The organism is Bradyrhizobium sp. WSM1417 (genome assembly GCF_000515415.1).
In the GTDB taxonomy this organism is placed as follows: domain Bacteria; phylum Pseudomonadota; class Alphaproteobacteria; order Rhizobiales; family Xanthobacteraceae; genus Bradyrhizobium.
In genome coordinates this window covers 3445287-3461566 of sequence record NZ_KI911783.1, presented here as the reverse complement: position 1 = coordinate 3461566, position 16280 = coordinate 3445287, and the positions used below count along the sequence as shown (strand labels likewise).

Here is a 16280-nt window from a genome sequence, read left to right as displayed (position 1 = left end):
CGCCCGGGACAGGCGTGCGACTATGCTGAACTTTCTCGCCCGCCGCATTGTGCAGATCGTGCCGACACTGTTCTTCGTGTCGGTGCTGATCTTCTCGCTGCAGCAATTGTTGCCCGGCGATCCGGCGCTGGTGATGGCCGGCGAGGAGCGCGATCCCGCCGTGATCGAGCAGATCCGCCAGCAATACCGGCTCGATCAACCGATTCCCGTGCAGTACGTCTACTGGCTCAAGGGAGTCCTGACCGGCAATTTCGGTGAATCGCTCCGCAACAAGATGCCGGTGCGCGAGCTGATCGCGCAGAAGCTGCCGGTGACGCTCCAGCTCGGCTCGATGGCAATGTTGATCGCGCTCCTGATCGGCATTCCCGCTGGCATCGTCTCCGCCGTGAAAAGGGGTACCGTCTGGGACTATGGCGCCAATTTGTTCGCGCTGTGGGGCATCTCGACGCCGAATTTCTGGCTCGGCATCATGCTCATCTTCCTGTTCTCGATCGAACTCGGCTGGCTGCCGGCGTCCGGCTACGTGCCGCTGACCGAGAATTGGCGTGGGAGCCTCGCCGCCACCATCATGCCGGCCTTCGTGCTCGGCAACGCGATTTCCGCGGTCCTGATGCGGCACACCCGGAGCGCCATGCTGCAGGTGCTGGAAAGCGACTATGTCCGCACCGCGCGCGCCAAGGGATTGTCCGAACGCTCGGTCATCCTCAAGCACGCCATGCGCAACGCACTCACGCCGATCATCACGCTCGGCGCGCTCGAGCTCGGCACGCTGTTGTCGGGGGCGGTTCTGACCGAGCAGATCTTCTCCATTCCCGGCTTCGGCAAACTGATCGTGGATGCCGTGTTCAACCGCGACTACGCCGTCGTACAGGGCGTCGTGCTGGTGACGGCGACGGTCTACATCACACTGAACCTGGTTGCCGATGTCGCCTACATCCTCGTCAATCCGCGGCTACGAGGATAGACTCATGACCGATGCCGCCCTGCCCGCCGCTCCCATCGCGCAGGCTGACGAGCTGGACAGCCCGGCGCGTCGCGCCCGGCGCCGCTTGTTCAAACGCAAGGCCGCAGTGTTCGGACTTGTGATGATCACGTTGTTCGTTGGGATCGCGCTGCTCGCGCCGCTCGTCGTGCCCTACGATCCCATCGCGACGAGCTGGAGCCTGGTCCGCAAGCCGCCCACTGCGGCGCACTGGTTCGGCACTGACGAACTCGGTCGCGACATCCTGAGCCGCGTCGTCTACGGCGCCCGCGCGTCGCTGCTCGCGGGCCTCATCTCGGTCGCAATCGCGCTCGGCGTCGGCGTTCCGCTCGGCCTGCTTGCCGGCTATCGCGGCGGCTTCGTCGATGCGCTGATCAGCCGGATCACCGACGCGATGCTGGCCTGCCCGTTCCTGATCCTGGCGATCGCGCTCGCCGCCTTCCTCGGCCCGAGCCTCGGCAACGCCATGATCGCGATCGGCATCTCGGCAACCCCGATCTTCATCCGCCTGACCCGTGGCCAGGTGTTGAACGTCAAGGCCGAGGATTATGTCGAGGCGGCACGCGCGCTCGGAAATCCGCCGTGGCGGATCGCGTTCGCGCACATCCTGCCGAACATCCTGCCGGCGCTGCTGGTGCAGGCGACGCTGTCGATCGCGGCCGCCATCATCGCCGAAGCCGCGCTGTCCTTCCTGGGTCTCGGCCAGCAGCCGCCGGCGCCATCCTGGGGCAGCATGCTCAACGCAGCGCAGCGCTTCCTGACCCAGGCGCCCTGGATGGCGATCTGGCCGGGGCTAGCGATCTTCCTCGTGGTGCTGTCGCTGAACCTGCTCGGCGACGGCCTGCGCGACGCGCTCGATCCGCGCCAGCGCTAGATCACGGTCTCCCGCATCACGCGGCGGCAATCCATCTCGTATTCGAGATCGACCACCGGCGGCCGGGCATAGTGCCAAGTCAGGCCGGACCGCAACGCCCCGCGGCGGACGAGCTCGTCGACCAGCGCGTGGTGGAAATCGTGCACGGAATAGGCCTGCACGCCGGTCGTGTCCTTCCAGCCGAAGCCGAAGGCCGTCATCCTGTTCTCCATCTGGGACGTCGTCGTGAAGCGCACCTTCTCGCGAAGGCCCTCCGGGCTGAGGTCGCGGTAGCGCACGGTGCGCTCGACATAGGTCCCACCGCCCTCGCGCGCCTCGGCGCCGCCGGCAATCACAAAGCTCGGCGTCTTCGAGCTCGTCGGCCGCGTGAAGGAGAACGCATAGAACGACGGCTCGGCCGGCGGATCGATCTCGGGACAGACATTGCTGCGCGCCACCGGATTGGTGGTGCCGTCGAAGATGCCCCATTCGGACAGCGTCTTTACATAGTGCAGGTTGAACGCGCGAAAGCCTTCCTCGCTGAAAGCCGCGGGCGAGCGCAGTTCGCAGGCGCAGAACGCCGTCAGCGGCCGCCCCGCCTCCTGAATATACTTCGCGGCAAGCGCAAAGCCTTCCGCGAGCGGCACCAGCCGGTCGAAGCGGACGCGCTCGATCTCATAGCCATCATCTGCGGCCGCACCGGCCGAATACTGGAATACGGATGGAATGAAACGGTAGTTGCCGGCGGAGAATTCACCAATCATCTCGGACTCCTATTCCAGTTGCATGCGAATGCCCTTGGCGCCGTTGAGCAGGCGCTTCAGGTGAAAGCCGGCCAGGGAATCGTCGGCATGCATGCCGACCAGCGCGGCGAAGGCCGGCATGGCCGCGGCATCACCGGCCTCCATCTTGGCAAAAGCCTCGGAATACAGCGCCGTTTCCGGCGCAGCGAATTGGGCCGGCGTCAGCGGCTCGAACGCGCGCAACGGTTCGCTGCGTCCGCGCAGTATCAGCTCCCCGACGGGACGCCCCCGAAAATTCTCAGCCGCCTCGGCGATGCTGGCACTGACGCAAATCCGCGTGCCTAGATGTTTGTTCGCGGCTTCCAGTCGCGCCGCGATGTTGATGGAGTCGCCATAAGCGGTGTAGTCGAAAAACCGGTTGCCGCCGAAATTTCCGACCAGCGCCGGCCCGGCGTGAATGCCGATGCGGGTGGTGCCGAAATTCACGCCCCTCGGCTTCCAACGCGCGGAAAAGTCCTCCGCCCAGGCGTCGAGATCGTGAGCGCAGGCGACTGCGCGCGTTGCATAGTCCGGCTGATCCCCGGGCGCGTTGAAGAGCACCTGGATTGCATCGCCGATGATCTTTGCAACAGTCCCCTCGTGCGCGAAGACGATTTCTGTCATGCCGCCGACATATTCGTTGAGAAGCGCGCCCAGCGTCTCCGGCGGCGCACTCTCGACCAGCGAGGTAAAGCCGGTAATGTCCGTGAAGATGGTCGCGACATCGCGCCACTGCACTTCGATCCCCTCGCTCTCACCGCTGGCCGCCAGACGCTTGGCGAGCTCGGGCGAGAAATGACGCGAGAGCGCGGCATGGGCGCGCTCCGCCTCCGCCTGGCGGCCTCGCACCTCACGAAGCATTTCGATGTGGCGGATGGTCTTCTGGATCGTCATCTCCAGGTCCGCAAAATCGATCGGTTTGGTCAGGAAGTCGAATGCACCGCGGTTCATCGCCGTGCGGATATTACTCATGTCGCCATAGGCCGAGACGATGATGGTGGACTTCTTGTCTTCGGCTTCCTGGAGCTTCGCCAGCAGCGACAGCCCGTCCATCCTGGGCATGTTGATGTCGGAGACCACCATGTCGACATGCGGGTTCTGCTCGAGCGACTGCAGCGCTTCGAGGCCGTCGCGCGCGAACATGATCGTCACCGACCCGTCGCGAATCTGCCTGCGGAATTTTTGCAGGACCAACGCCTCGAGATCCGGCTCGTCGTCGACGAAAAGGATGGTCGCGGTCATGCAGCTTGCCCGAGCCTCGTGTCGATTTCCTGCCGCAGCAGCGCGAAATCGATCGGCTTGGTGAGAAGTCCGACTGCGCCGCGCTCGATCGCCTTCCGGCGCGTCTCGGCGTCGCCGTAGGCGGTGATCATGATGACGGGAACGTCCGGATGCGCATCACGCACCTTCGGCAGCATGTCGAGCCCGCTCATGCCGGGCATGTTGATGTCGGACAGGATCAGGATCAACGAGGGATCGCGAACCTCGGCGGCGAGCTTCAGCGCATCGGGTGCGGACGGCGCGAATTCCATCTGGAAGCGGCCGGCACGCAAATCGCGCCGGAACTGCTGCCGGAACAGCGCCTCGACGTCGGGCTCGTCATCGACGACCAGGATGTAAACGTTCAACTCTTGCCTCCGGAAGTGTCGCCCGCCGCCATCATGCGCGGCAGGGTGATGATGAATTCGGTGAACACACCGGGCTCGGTGTTCACGTCAATCGTGCCGCCGTGTTGATTCACGACGATGTCATGGCTCATGGAAAGGCCGAGCCCGGTGCCCTCGCCGGCCGGCTTGGTGGTGAAGAAGGGATTGAACATCTTCTCCTTCACCTCGGACGGGATGCCGGTGCCGTTGTCGCGAATGCGGATCTCGACCCTGTCGCCGAAAGTTCTGGTTGCCGCGCGCAGGGTGGGCTCGAAGGCGTCTGCGGCGCTCTCCTTCCGCTGAGCAGTGGCGTAGAAGCCGTTCGAGATCAGATTGAGGAAGACGCGCGTAATCTCCTGCGGATAGACATCGACCATGCCTGCGGCCGGGTCGAAGCCGCGCTCGATCGTGACGTTGAAGCCGGGCCGTTCGGCACGTGCGCCGTGGTAGGCGAGATTAAGGCTCTCCTCCAGGATCGCGTTGATATCGCTGGGGCGATGCTCGCCGGAGCCCTCGCGCGAATGCAGCAGCATGTTCCTGACGATGGAATCGGCGCGCTTGCCATGCTGCACCACTTTTTCGAGGTTGCTCTTGAGCATGCCGGTCAGCTCGTCGACCTCCTCTTTTGTCGTGCCGTCGAGCGAGGCCGCTTGCAAGGCCTCGTTGAGCTCGTCGATCAGCTCGGTCGACACCGCCGAGAAATTGTTGACGAAATTGAGCGGGTTCTTGATCTCGTGTGCGATCCCCGCCGTGAGCTGGCCGAGGGACGCGAGCTTCTCGGTCTGGATCAGGCGGTCCTGCGCGGTGCGAAGATCGTTGAGGGACTGGCGGAGTTCGGCGGTCCGCTGCTCCACCTTGTTCTCGAGGTCTGTATACGATTCCTGCAGGCGCTCGCCCATGTGGTTGAACTGGTCGGCGAGCCCTTCGAGCTCGTCACCGGTCCTGATCGAGATGCGCTGGGAGAAATCGCCGCTGCCGATGCGCTCGGCGCCGCGCCGCAGCGCCTGGATCGGCCCGACCATGCGGCGCGCGAGGAATATCCCGGCAAGCACCGCGAAGATCGACGCCGCGAGCAGCACGAATGCAAGCCGTTCCAACGCGGCATAGAGCGCCGCATAGGCCTCCTCGACCGGGAGCTCGACGAACATGGTCCAGTGCAGCGGCGCGATCGGGGCCGACGCCGTCAGCACCTTCTGTCCCTGGAGATTGCGCGCTTCGGAAAGCGCGTCGAGCGCGGCGCTGCCTCCGGCAAGTGCGGCGCGCACCTGGGTGAGACCAGACATGTCGGTGTTGCGCAGGACCAGGCTGATATCGGGGTGCGCGATCAGACGTCCTTCCGGACCGACCACGTAGGCGTGTCCATGCTCGCCGACCTTGATCTGGGACACAACGTCCCAGATTAGCTTGAGATTAACCTCCGCGATGCTGACGCCGGCATCCTTGCGCGACCCCGTCTGCGCCAGGGTCATGTACGGCTCGGACTCCCTGCGGAAATAGACCGGCCCGTAAAAAACCTTGTGCGCGAGCGCCTCGGTGAACTTCGGATCGTCCGACAGGTCGATGCCGCTGTCGATCGCGTCCATAGCGAGCCGCGAGACCCGCAGCCGCTCCCTGCCGGTCGCATCGACCTGGGCGAGCTCAGTGACCGCAGGGACCTGGCGCAGCAGCCGCAGCGCATCGAACCGGCGCTGCTCGATCGAGCCCGCCGACCACGGCAGCTGCGTGGTCCAGCCGAGCTGGCTCTCGATCTCCTTGACGAACTGGCCGATCTTGGCCGCGGCCGCCTCGGCCTGTTCATGCTGAACCCGGATCAGCGCGGCCTTGTGCTCGCGATAATAGAAGAAGACCTCGAACAGCCCGTTCGCCAGCAGCGCGATCGCGACGACAGCCACGAACAGCGCGACATATTTGGTGAAGAGCCGGCTCTTGATCCCCTGCCCTGGCGTCGTGCCGGACGCGACGGCAACCGGCGCTGCGCTTGGCAGCGTCCTGGCTTGCGGGGTGTCGGGGTGGAGGGAAAGGCTCATCCCGCCGAACCTAGCAAGAAGACCGGACCTTGTCTCTCGCGAGCGGGGAAAGGCTAGCCGACGCGCCGGAGGCAATAGAAAAGGGCGGCAGCGGATTGGCCGCTGCCGCCCTCGGGTTCCTTGATTTGCGGCCTCAGGTCGGCCGCAGCGCCTTGGAGCCGAGGTCGAGGTCGTTGACCTGCTTGTTCCGCTCGGAATCGGCCGCCGCGCGATGGTCGGTCGCCAGCACCACGTAGACCGCCGGCAGCACGAACAGCGTGAACAGCGTGCCGATCGACATACCGGCGACGACCACCAGACCGATCGAGAAGCGGCTGGCCGCGCCCGCGCCGGTCGCGGTCAGCAGCGGGATCAGGCCCGTCACCATCGCGGCCGTGGTCATCAGGATCGGCCGCAGACGAATGCGGGCCGACATTTCGATCGCCGAGCGGCGGTCGAGCCGCTCGTTGATCTGGAGCTCGTTGGCGAACTCCACCATCAGGATGCCGTGCTTGGTGATCAGGCCCACCAAGGTCAGCAGGCCGACCTGGGTGTAGATGTTCATCGTCGCCACGCCGAAGAACAGCGGGATCAACGCGCCCACGATCGCCATCGGCACCGAGATCATGATGACCAGCGGATCGCGCAAGCTCTCGAACTGTGCCGCCAGCACCAGAAAGATGATGATTAGCGCGAAGCCGAAGGTGATCGCGAGCTGGTTGCCTTCCTGCACATATTGCCTGCTGTCAGCGAGATAATCATGGCTGAAACCTTGCGGCAGGTTTTTGGCCTCGCTCTCGAGGAAGTCGACCGCCGCACCGACCGTCACGCCGGGCATCGGCACCGCCGAGAAGGTCGCCGAGTTGAGCTGATTGTAATGGGTCAGCGAATTCGGCTCGGTCTTGGTCTCGATCGACACCACCGTCGACAGGGGAAGCTGCTGGCCGGTGTTGGTCGTCACGTAGTAGCCGGCGAGCGATTCCGGCGAGAGCCGCTTGCCGCGCGGCACTTGCGGGATGACCTGATAGGAACGGCCCTCGAGGTTGAAGCGGTTGATGTAGTTGCCGCCGAGCAGCACCGCGAGCGAGCTGCCGAGGTTCTGCATACTGACGCCGAGATCCTGCGCCTTGGTGCGGTTGATCGTCACCTTCACGTTCGGCTGGTTGTAGGCAAGGTCGCTGTCGGAGACGATGAACATTCCGCTCTTGCGGGCGGCAGCCTTCAGCTTCTCCATCTGTTCGTAGACAGTCTGGAAGCTGGCAGTGGAGTTGATCACCATCTGCACCGGGAGGCCGCCCGGGCCGCCCGGCAGCGGCGGCAGGTTGAACGCGAACGCCTGCACGCCCTCGATCTTGGAAAGCTCGGCCTGCACCAGCGACTTCAGCTGGATCGACGAGCGCTTGCGCTCCTCCCAGGGCTTGAGCAGCATGCCGGCGATACCGCCCTGCGGGCCGTTGATGCCGTTCAGCACGAAGCGCAGATCGGTCTCGGGGAATTTCTGGAATTCCTTGTCGAGCTTCTCGCCGTAAAAGTCGACGTAGTCGATGTTGGCGTATTTCGGCGCCTTGGTCACCGCGAACACGATGCCCTGGTCTTCCTCAGGCGCCAGCTCCTTCGACGTGTGCATGTAGAGGAAGCCGACGAGCCCGAGGATGGTCACCGCAAACAGGCCGGTGATGGCCTTGTAGTCGAGCGAGCGGTCGAGCCTGCGCCCGTACCACCGCGTCAGCGCGCCAAACACCTTGTTGACGAGCTTGGCGAAGCGTCCCTCTTCGGTGTTCTTCAGCAGCACCGAGCACATCATCGGCGACAGCGTCAGCGCGATCACGCCGGACACGATCACCGAGCCCGCAAGCGTGAAGGCGAATTCGCGGAACAGCGAGCCGGTCAGGCCGCCGAGGAAACCGATCGGCGCGTACACGGCCGCGAGCGTGATGGTCATCGAGACGACGGGACCCACGATTTCGCGCGCGCCTTCCAGCGACGCCTGGACCGGCGTTTTCCCTTCCTCCAGATGGCGATGGATGTTTTCCACCACGACGATGGCGTCGTCGACCACGAGGCCGATCGCGAGCACCATCGCGAGCAGGGTCAACAGGTTGAAGCTGAAGCCCAGCGCCAGCATCAGCGTGCAGACGCCGATCATCGACAGCGGGATGGTGACGACGGGAATGATCACCGAACGGAACGACGCCAGGAACAGGAAGATCACCACGATCACGATGATCACGGCTTCACCCAGCGTCTTCTCGACCTCGTCGATCGAGGATTGGATGAACTTGGTCGAATCGTAGGCGACCTTCATCTTCATCGACGGCGGCAGATTGCGCTCGAGTTCGGGGAACAGCGCCCGCACGCCCTTGACCAGCGTCAGCGGGTTGCCCTGCGGCGTTGCCTGCACACCGATGAAGATGGCGTGCTCGCCGTTGAAGGCGACGCTCGCGTCCGTGCTCTGGGCCGCAAGCTCAACGGTGGCAATGTCCTCCATCCGCACGAAGCCGCCGTCCTTGGCCTTGACGATCATCTTCTTGAACTGGTTGACGTCGGTCAGGCCCGTATTCGTCGAGACGTTCGAGACGATGAGATAGCCCTTGGTCTGCCCCGCCGCGGACTGGAAGTTGTTGGCTGTGATCGCGGTCGCGACATCCGCAGGCGACACGTTGCGGCCGGCCATCTTCAGGGGATCAAGCCACAGCCGCATCGCAAAGGTCTGGCCGCCGAGAATGTCGGCGGAGGCCACGCCGTCGACGGTCGACAGCACCGGCTGCACAACGCGCGTCAGATAGTCGGAGATCGCCGAGCCCGACAGCTCTTCTGACGAGAATCCGAGATACATCACGGCCGTGGTCTGGCCCGTGGTCTTGGTGACGATCGGATCGTTGGATTCCTTCGGGATCAGATATTTGACCGAGTTCGTCTTGGCCAGAACCTCGGTCAGCGCCTGGTTCGGATCGAAATTCAGCTTGATGTAGACCTGGATCGTCGAGGTGCCGAGCACCGAGGACGAGGTGATGTAGTCGACGCCTTCGGCCGAGGCGACCGCCTGCTCGATCGGTGTGGTGATGAAGCCCTGGATCAGGTCCGCGGACGCGCCCGGATAGACGGTCGTGATGTTGATGACCGTGTTCGACAGCTTCGGATATTGCCGGATCGGCAGCGTCGTCGCCGCGCGCAGGCCGATCAGCAGGATCAGCAGGCTGACGACGACCGACAGGACCGGGCGTTTGATGAAAATATCAGTAAAGCGCATCGCGGCGATCTCGATTTCTTTGACTTGCAAAGCGCATGACCCGGCCGTGCCGGATCATGCTGCAACGTGTACGATGTCAGTAGCGCGGCGGCTGCGCCGGGATCTGCGGAGCCGGGTCGGTCGAAATCGACACCGCCGCGCCCGATTGCAGCTTGAGCTGGCCGACGGCGACGACCTTGTCGCCCGGCTTCACGCCCTTGACGATTTCGACGCGGCCTTCGACCCGGTTGCCGGTCTGCACGAAAGTGCGCACCGCACTCAGGCTGGTCTTGCCGTCAGCTTCCTTCTTCTCGGTGATCACGAACACCGAGTCGCCGTACAGCGTGTAGTCGACCGCCGTCTCCGGCACGGTGACCACGGCCGGCTTGTCCGGCAGCACCACCGTGGTGGTCACGAACATACCGGGCTTCAGGATCTTCTCCGGATTGGAGATGGTCGCCTGCACGCGGATATTGCGGGTGTCGGCCGAGATCTGCGGCTCGATCGTGGTGATCTTGGCGTCGAAGGTGCGGCCCGGATAGGCGTCGACCTTCAACCGGACCGGCTGACCGACCTTGAGGTTGCCCGAGTCCTTTTCCGTCACCGTGAAGTTGGCCCACAGCTCCGACAGATCCGTCAGCGAAACGATAGCCGTGCCGGCGGTCAGATACTGGCCGACCTCGACCTTGCGGACGCCGAGATCGCCGGCGAACGGCGCGCGGACCAGCTTCTGGGAGATCAACGCTTCGGTCTTGGCGATCCCGGCCATTGCCTGGTCGTAGGCAGCCTGCGCTTGATCGACGGTTGCCTGCGGGCCGAACTGGCGCGACGCCAGTTGCTTGGCGCGGTCAAGCGACAGCTGCGCGACGGTGGACTGCGCCTTGTAATTGGCGAGGTCGCCCTGCTCCGGCGCGTCGAACATCTGCACCAGCGGCGTGCCGGCCTCGACATGCGTGCCCGGCTCGAACTTGATCTCGGTGACGCGGCCGTTGACGTCGGCGCTGACGTCGACCTGGTGCACGGCGGACAGCCCGCCGACGGCCGTCAGCAGGTTCGGCACCACCTCGGACTTCGCCTCGGCGGCGCTGACCGCGACCGGCGGCGGCTTGTTGTTGGCGAAGAACTGCTTGATCATCTGGCCGCGGAAATAATTGAACCAGACGAGGCCACCGACGAGCACGGCGAGAAGCGCGCCGACGATGATGAACCAGAGCACCGGCCGGACCGGACGCTTGGGAGCCTTGTTGTCGATCGGTTCGCCCGAAATCTTGTGTTCGGTGACGATGTTCATGTCATGCACTCTCTGCAATCGCCGTCTTGTTCGCACACGCGGCCTGATCGCGGCCTAAATGCGAAGCAATTGCGGCGTCGTTAAGTCCGATACCCCTCAGGAGAAACTCACAGAGCTGCCGCTCGAGGTCGTTCGCCTTGCCGTAAGCGAGACACGGCGTGACCGGCAGCCTGGTCAGCGCAGCCGTCATCACGGTGTGATGCGCAAACCAGAACAGGTTGAGCGGTTCGCCGTTGTATGGCCGCGCGTCCCCCGCGGCAACCGCACGCTTAAGCGAGGCGACGAAGGCCGCCCCGATCAGCGTTTCGATCTTGGCATATAGCAAACGGGCAAATTCGCCATCATCCAAATGACTCGTGGTCATCAGTCGCAGGCGCTGGGCCTCTTCCTGGTCGGGCCCGTCGGCGACGTGCATGAAATGCCCCACCATGCCGCGGATCAGTTCGACCAACGTGGCGGTCGACGGCTCACGTTCGAGCAGCTCCATCAGCGCCGGGTCCGCCTCGCATTCGTCGCTGAGAATTTCGGCGTACAGCGCGGCCTTGGACGGGAAATGCTTGAACAACAGCGCCTCGGAAATGGCAGCGGCGGCCGCCACGCTCTTGGTCGTGGTGCCGGTATAGCCGTGCCGGGCAAAGCAACGCTTTGCGGCGCCGAGGATCAATTGACGCCTCAGGTCGCTCGTCATACGCAATGAGCTCATGCTAGTGAGTAAGCACTCACCCACGCAAAAGTCAAGCACTATGCTGCATCGCAACCTGAGTGCGTTGTAATTCCAATTGAAATTGACCTCGCCTACACGGTCCCCGTGCAGGACGGGAGCGCCAGAAGGCCCGCCTAGATTGGCTGAAAACCGAGGTCGCCGCGAATTCGGTTCAGGATGTAGGTCCCATCCCGGCTCGGCAAGATCCGCTCCAGATTGGCGCTGTCGATCTTCACATTGGCAAAGCGCGGCCCGGCCGTAACGTCGTGGACGGCTTTGGCGAAGGCCTCGACCTCGGCCATGGTCGTCACAGACCGGCTATCCCCGATGCCGCAGGCCTTGGCGACGCCGACCAGATCGGCGGCCGCGGCCGTGTGGCTGGTCTGGCCCCCGGTTTCGCCATAGGCCTCATTGTCGAGCACCGCGATCGAAAGATTGGACGGCTTTTGCAGGCCGATGGTGGCAAGGCTGCCCAGGCCCATCAGCATCTCGCCGTCGCCGGTGATGACCAGCACCGGCAATTTTGGCTGCGCCAAAGCGAGGCCCAGGCCGATCATCGCCGCCCCGCCCATGCCGCCCCAGAGGTAGAAATTCCGTGCATGGTCGCCGGCCGCGCACATGTCGTTGGTGGAGGCGCCGAGGCCGCCGATCGCAACCACATCCTTGCGGTCCGCGAGAAGCGTGGACACCACCTGACGGCGGTCGAGGAGATTGGCCTTGCTCATTTGGTGAAAACCTTGGCGCCGATCAGGCGCTGCGACAGCAGGACGGCGGTGGGCGTGAGCGCGTGGTAGGCCTGCGCGGCCGCCGCCTCTAACACTGCCGGCACCTCGGCTGCGTTAGACGCCCGCAGCACCTTGACGCCCGAGAGCTCGAACACGCCCTGCGTGGTCGATCCCATCGGCACCTGCCACGGATTAAACTCGCCCCACTCGCCACGCATGGTCACCAGGGTGAGGAAGGGAAAGCGCAGGATCGGGATCAGCGACAGCATGTTGATGCAATTGCCGACCCCGCTCGACTGCATCAACAGCACGCCGCGCTGGCCACCCGTCCAGGCGCCGGCGAGCAGCGCCACGCCCTCCTCCTCCGTCGTCAGCGGAATGCCGCGCATCGTGGACGATGCCAGCACGCGCTGGATCAGCCTCGAATGGCCGGCGTCGGGCACGTAAGGCACCTGCCGAACGTCGAAGCGTTGCAGGGCCGCGAAGATATCGTCTGGCCATGAAGGAGCCGTGTCGGCAGCGTCAGCGCGGGCGAGCATTTTCGTGTCCGGTCGGCTTGCAAATCACGGCTCGACTGTAGACGGTGAACCGACCCGCTCAAAAGAGCGAATACAGCATATCGGACTCAACCGGCGAGTATGGCGGCATGAACGCAAGTGCGAACGAACTGGCGGCCAGTTTCGATCTGGAGAAGCTGACGCCGGAATTCTACGACGATCCCTACCCGACCTATCGTGCACTGCGGGAGAACGAGCCGGTCAAGCGCCTACGCAACGGCACCGTGTTCCTGACCCGCTATGACGACCTCGTCACGACCTACAAGAACACAAAATCGTTCAGCTCGGACAAGAAGCGCGAGTTCGCGCCGAAATACGGCGACACACCGCTCTACGAGCACCACACCACCAGCCTCGTCTTCAACGATCCGCCGGCGCATACGCGCGTGCGGCGCCTGATCATGGGCGCGCTGTCGCCGCGCGCGATCACGGGGATGGAGCCTGATATCGTCAAGCTGGTCGACGACCTGCTCGACGCCATCGCCGTCAAAGGTGATTGCGAACTGATCGAGGATTTCGCCGCCTCGATCCCCATCGAGGTGATCGGCAATCTGCTCGACGTGCCCCATGACGAGCGCGCGCCGCTGCGCGACTGGTCGCTGGCGATCCTGGGCGCCCTCGAACCGGTGGTGGCGCCTGAAGTCGCTGCCCGCGGCAACAAGGCCGTGACGGATTTTCTCGCCTATCTCGAAACGCTGGTCGCACGCCGACGAGCGAAGCCTGGCAACCCCGAACGCGACGTGCTGACGCGACTGATCAAGGGCGAGGACAACGGCGAGCGGCTGACCGAGAAAGAGTTGCTGCACAACTGCATCTTCCTGCTCAACGCGGGCCACGAGACCACCACCAACCTGATCGGCAACGGCCTCGTGGCGCTCGACCGGAATCCGGATCAGAAGCGGCGGCTGATCGACCACCCCGAGCTGATCAAGACTGCGGTCGAAGAGATGCTGCGCTACGAGAGCTCGAACCAGCTCGGCAACCGCATGACCACGGAGCGGGCCGAGCTTGGCGGCGTCATGCTCGATGCCGGCACGTCGATCACGCTGTGCATCGGCGCGGCCAACCGCGATCCCGCGCAGTTTCCGCACCCCGAGAGCTTCGACATCGCACGCACGCCGAACCGGCATCTCGCCTTCGCCACCGGCGCGCATCAATGCGCCGGCATGGCGCTGGCGCGGCTGGAAGGCGCCATCGCGGTCTCACGCTTCTTGGCGCGCTTCCCGAATTATGCCGTGAGCGGACAGCCGGTCAGGGGCGGACGGGTGCGGTTCCGCGGCTTCTTGAGCGTGCCCTGCGCGATCGGCTGAGGCCTCACAACAAAAAAACGCGAAAACAACCCCGTGCACAGTAGAAGGTTACCGGCGCGGGATGCGCCGGTGATTGCGCGCAACCGTTTGACATCTCAGGCCATCGGCGCCGCCGCGCGCAACAAACCCTGGAAGGCCTAAACCGCCGTCTTGTGCCGCGCGATACAGGTTTGCAGCACCTCGTCCATCGGTTTACTCCACCACTCGTTGGAGAAGATTTCGATCTCCGAATAGCCGGCAAAGCCCTGTGCTTCGACCGCTTCGCGCACCGATTTGATGTCGATCACGCCGTCGCCCATCATGCCGCGGTCGTTGAGAATGTCCCTGGTCGGCACCAGCCAGTCGCAGACATGGAAGGCCAGCAGGCGATCTCGGCTGGCGCGCGCGATCTGCCCCATCAGTTCGGGATCCCACCAGATGTGATAGACGTCGAGCGCGACGCCGAGCATGCCGCTGCGACCAGGATCAAGCCGGTCGCAGATGTCGAGCGCCTGCTTCGTCGTGTTGACGCAGGCGCGGTCCGCCGCATAGGCCGGATGCAGCGGCTCGATCGCCAGCGGCAGCTTGGCCTGTTTGGCGTAGTCGAGCATTTCGGCGAGCGCCTCCTCGACCTGCGTCCGCGCGCCGGCAATGTCCTTCGACGCCTCGCTGCCAGGCCGCGAATATTGCGGCAGGCCGCCGACGACGAGAACGATGCAGGGTGCTCCCAGCGCCTTGGCTTCATCAACGCAGCGCCGGTTATCGTCGCGCACCTCGACCCGCCGCGATGCGTCGGAGGTGAACATACCGCCACGGCAATAGCCTGAGAGATCGAGGCCGGCCTCGCGCACCGCGCGCGCGGCGCGATCGAGGCCGACGGCTGCGACCTGGTCGCGCCAGGGATCGATGGCGCGGATGCCGTGCCTGGCACAGGCCTCGACGATCTCGACGAGGTCACCCTGCTTGCGGATCGTCGCCGTGTTGAGCGACAACCAGCGATGGTCGGACGCGAAATCACGCATCAGGATTCGATTCCGTGCGTTGAGAGCACCGCCTTCATCCGCAGCGTCGCCAGCTCCGGATCGGCGAGCAGCCCGGCCTTGTCGGCCAGTCGGAACAGCTCGGCCAGATGCAGCGTCGAGCGCGTGCTCTCCTGCCCGCCGACCATGGTGAAGTGGTCCTGGTGGCCGTTGAGATAGGCCATGAACACCACGCCGGTCTTGTAGAACCGCGTCGGCGCTTTGAAGATGTGCCGCGACAGCGGCACCGTCGGCCCCAGCACGTCGTGGAAGCCCGCTTCGTCACCAGCAGCCAACCGCGACAAGGCGTAGGACGCCGCCGGCGCGATCGCGTCAAAAATGCCGAGCAGCGCGTGCGAAAAGCCCTGTTCGTCGCCGGCGATCAGCTCCGCGTAATTGAAGTCGTCGCCCGTGTACATCTTGATGCGCTTGTCGAGACGACGGCGCATGTCGATCTCGCGCTGCTTGTCGAGCAGCGAAACCTTGACACCGTCGACCTTGGCGGCGTTGCCGTTGATGATGGCGACCGCAATATCCATCGCCTTGTCGAGATCGCTGGTGCCCCAATAGCCCGTTAGCGCCGGATCGAACATGTCGCCGAGCCAGTGGATGATCACGGGCTCGCGAACCTGCGACAGCACGCGGTCATAGACCCTTGCGTAATCGTCGGCATTACGGCCCAGCTTCGCCAGCGCGCGTGACGCCATCAAAATGATGCGGCCGCCGACCTTCTCGACAGCCGATATCTGCTCCTCATAGGCGCGGATCACGTCGTCGAGATTTTTGGCGTCCTCGACCGCGAGATGGTCCGTGCCAGCGCCGGAGAACACCAACGCGTTGCGTCGCTTGGCGGCAGACACCGAGCGCGTGATCAACTCCAGCGAGGTCGGCCAGTCCAATCCCATACCACGCTGCGCAGTGTCCATGGCTTCCGCAACGCCGAGCCCGAGGTCCCAGACGTGCTCGCGGAAGGCGATGGTCTTGTCCCAGTCGACGGCAGCGGAGAGCCACGGGTCGTTGTCGGCGAAGGGATCGGTCACGGTATGGACGGCCGAGAACGCGATGCGGTTCAGCGGGCCCTCAAGCTTTGCGGGAAAGCTTCGCGAGGCCGCGAGCCGGTAGGTCTCGATCGAGCGATCGGCCTTCGGCAGTTTGAGCGACAGGGACGACATCGACAGGACGGGCTTGTTCATTATTC

Annotated in this window: 14 protein-coding genes; 3 read left to right on the top strand and 11 right to left on the bottom strand. The window is 64.3% G+C overall.

The genetic code is table 11. From position 1 onward, the window contains the following. Nucleotides 1-22: 22 nt before the first annotated feature. A complete protein-coding gene (locus tag BRA1417_RS0116665; protein ID WP_027516730.1) occupies nt 23-964 on the top strand; it encodes an ABC transporter permease in 942 nt (313 codons plus the stop codon). A gap of 4 nt (nt 965-968) precedes the next feature. Then, a complete protein-coding gene (locus BRA1417_RS0116660; RefSeq protein WP_027516729.1) occupies nt 969-1856 on the top strand; it encodes an ABC transporter permease in 888 nt (295 codons plus the stop codon). Here the strand turns inward: BRA1417_RS0116660 and BRA1417_RS0116655 are convergent. The 9 genes from BRA1417_RS0116655 to BRA1417_RS0116615 all read right to left on the bottom strand — a co-directional run bounded on the left by BRA1417_RS0116655 (nt 1853) and on the right by BRA1417_RS0116615 (nt 12756). Then, entirely contained in the window at nt 1853-2599 is a 747-nt protein-coding gene (locus BRA1417_RS0116655) for a hypothetical protein (protein ID WP_027516728.1), read from the bottom strand. The two genes, BRA1417_RS0116660 and BRA1417_RS0116655, sit on opposite strands and share 4 nt — an antisense overlap. A 9-nt stretch (nt 2600-2608) precedes the next feature. Continuing rightward, the gene (locus BRA1417_RS0116650; protein WP_027516727.1) at nt 2609-3859 is read right to left on the bottom strand and encodes an adenylate/guanylate cyclase domain-containing protein; all 1251 of its coding nucleotides are present in this window, start codon (nt 3857-3859) and stop codon (nt 2609-2611) included. Beyond that, nucleotides 3856-4245 carry a response regulator gene (locus tag BRA1417_RS0116645; RefSeq protein WP_027516726.1) on the bottom strand — a complete coding sequence of 130 codons (390 nt, stop codon included), beginning with the start codon at nt 4243-4245 and terminating at the stop codon, nt 3856-3858. Before BRA1417_RS0116645 ends, BRA1417_RS0116650 begins: the two co-directional genes overlap by 4 nt. Continuing rightward, entirely contained in the window at nt 4242-6290 is a 2049-nt protein-coding gene (locus tag BRA1417_RS0116640) for a sensor histidine kinase (protein WP_027516725.1), read from the bottom strand. The genes BRA1417_RS0116645 and BRA1417_RS0116640 overlap by 4 nt, the downstream gene beginning before the upstream one ends. A gap of 133 nt (nt 6291-6423) precedes the next feature. Beyond that, nucleotides 6424-9519: a MexW/MexI family multidrug efflux RND transporter permease subunit gene (locus BRA1417_RS0116635; RefSeq protein WP_027516724.1), complete on the bottom strand. Its 3096-nt coding sequence runs from the start codon at nt 9517-9519 to the stop codon at nt 6424-6426. A 76-nt stretch (nt 9520-9595) separates the two neighbouring features. Next, entirely contained in the window at nt 9596-10789 is a 1194-nt protein-coding gene (locus BRA1417_RS0116630; RefSeq protein ID WP_027516723.1) for an efflux RND transporter periplasmic adaptor subunit, read from the bottom strand. Between the two features lies 1 nt (nt 10790). Next, nucleotides 10791-11492 carry a TetR/AcrR family transcriptional regulator gene (locus BRA1417_RS0116625; protein WP_084462253.1) on the bottom strand — a complete coding sequence of 234 codons (702 nt, stop codon included), beginning with the start codon at nt 11490-11492 and terminating at the stop codon, nt 10791-10793. 134 nt (nt 11493-11626) lie between these two features. Further along, nucleotides 11627-12217 (bottom strand): thiamine pyrophosphate-dependent enzyme, encoded by a 591-nt coding sequence (locus tag BRA1417_RS0116620; protein ID WP_027516721.1) that lies wholly within the window; start codon nt 12215-12217, stop codon nt 11627-11629. Continuing rightward, a complete protein-coding gene (locus BRA1417_RS0116615) occupies nt 12214-12756 on the bottom strand; it encodes a phosphonopyruvate decarboxylase (protein ID WP_027516720.1) in 543 nt (180 codons plus the stop codon). Before BRA1417_RS0116615 ends, BRA1417_RS0116620 begins: the two co-directional genes overlap by 4 nt. Before the next feature lie 107 nt (nt 12757-12863). On the opposite strand from BRA1417_RS0116615, the gene BRA1417_RS0116610 reads away from it, so the two are divergent. Beyond that, nucleotides 12864-14084, top strand: coding sequence for a cytochrome P450 (locus tag BRA1417_RS0116610; RefSeq protein ID WP_027516719.1), 1221 nt, complete (start codon nt 12864-12866; stop codon nt 14082-14084). Between the two features lie 137 nt (nt 14085-14221). Here the strand turns inward: BRA1417_RS0116610 and BRA1417_RS0116605 are convergent, their stop codons facing one another. Both BRA1417_RS0116605 and BRA1417_RS0116600 read right to left on the bottom strand, forming a co-directional pair. Then, nucleotides 14222-15085: a sugar phosphate isomerase/epimerase gene (locus tag BRA1417_RS0116605; protein ID WP_027516718.1), complete on the bottom strand. Its 864-nt coding sequence runs from the start codon at nt 15083-15085 to the stop codon at nt 14222-14224. Beyond that, nucleotides 15085-16275: a dihydrodipicolinate synthase family protein gene (locus BRA1417_RS0116600; protein WP_027516717.1), complete on the bottom strand. Its 1191-nt coding sequence runs from the start codon at nt 16273-16275 to the stop codon at nt 15085-15087. Before BRA1417_RS0116600 ends, BRA1417_RS0116605 begins: the two co-directional genes overlap by 1 nt. Nucleotides 16276-16280: the final 5 nt, after the last annotated feature.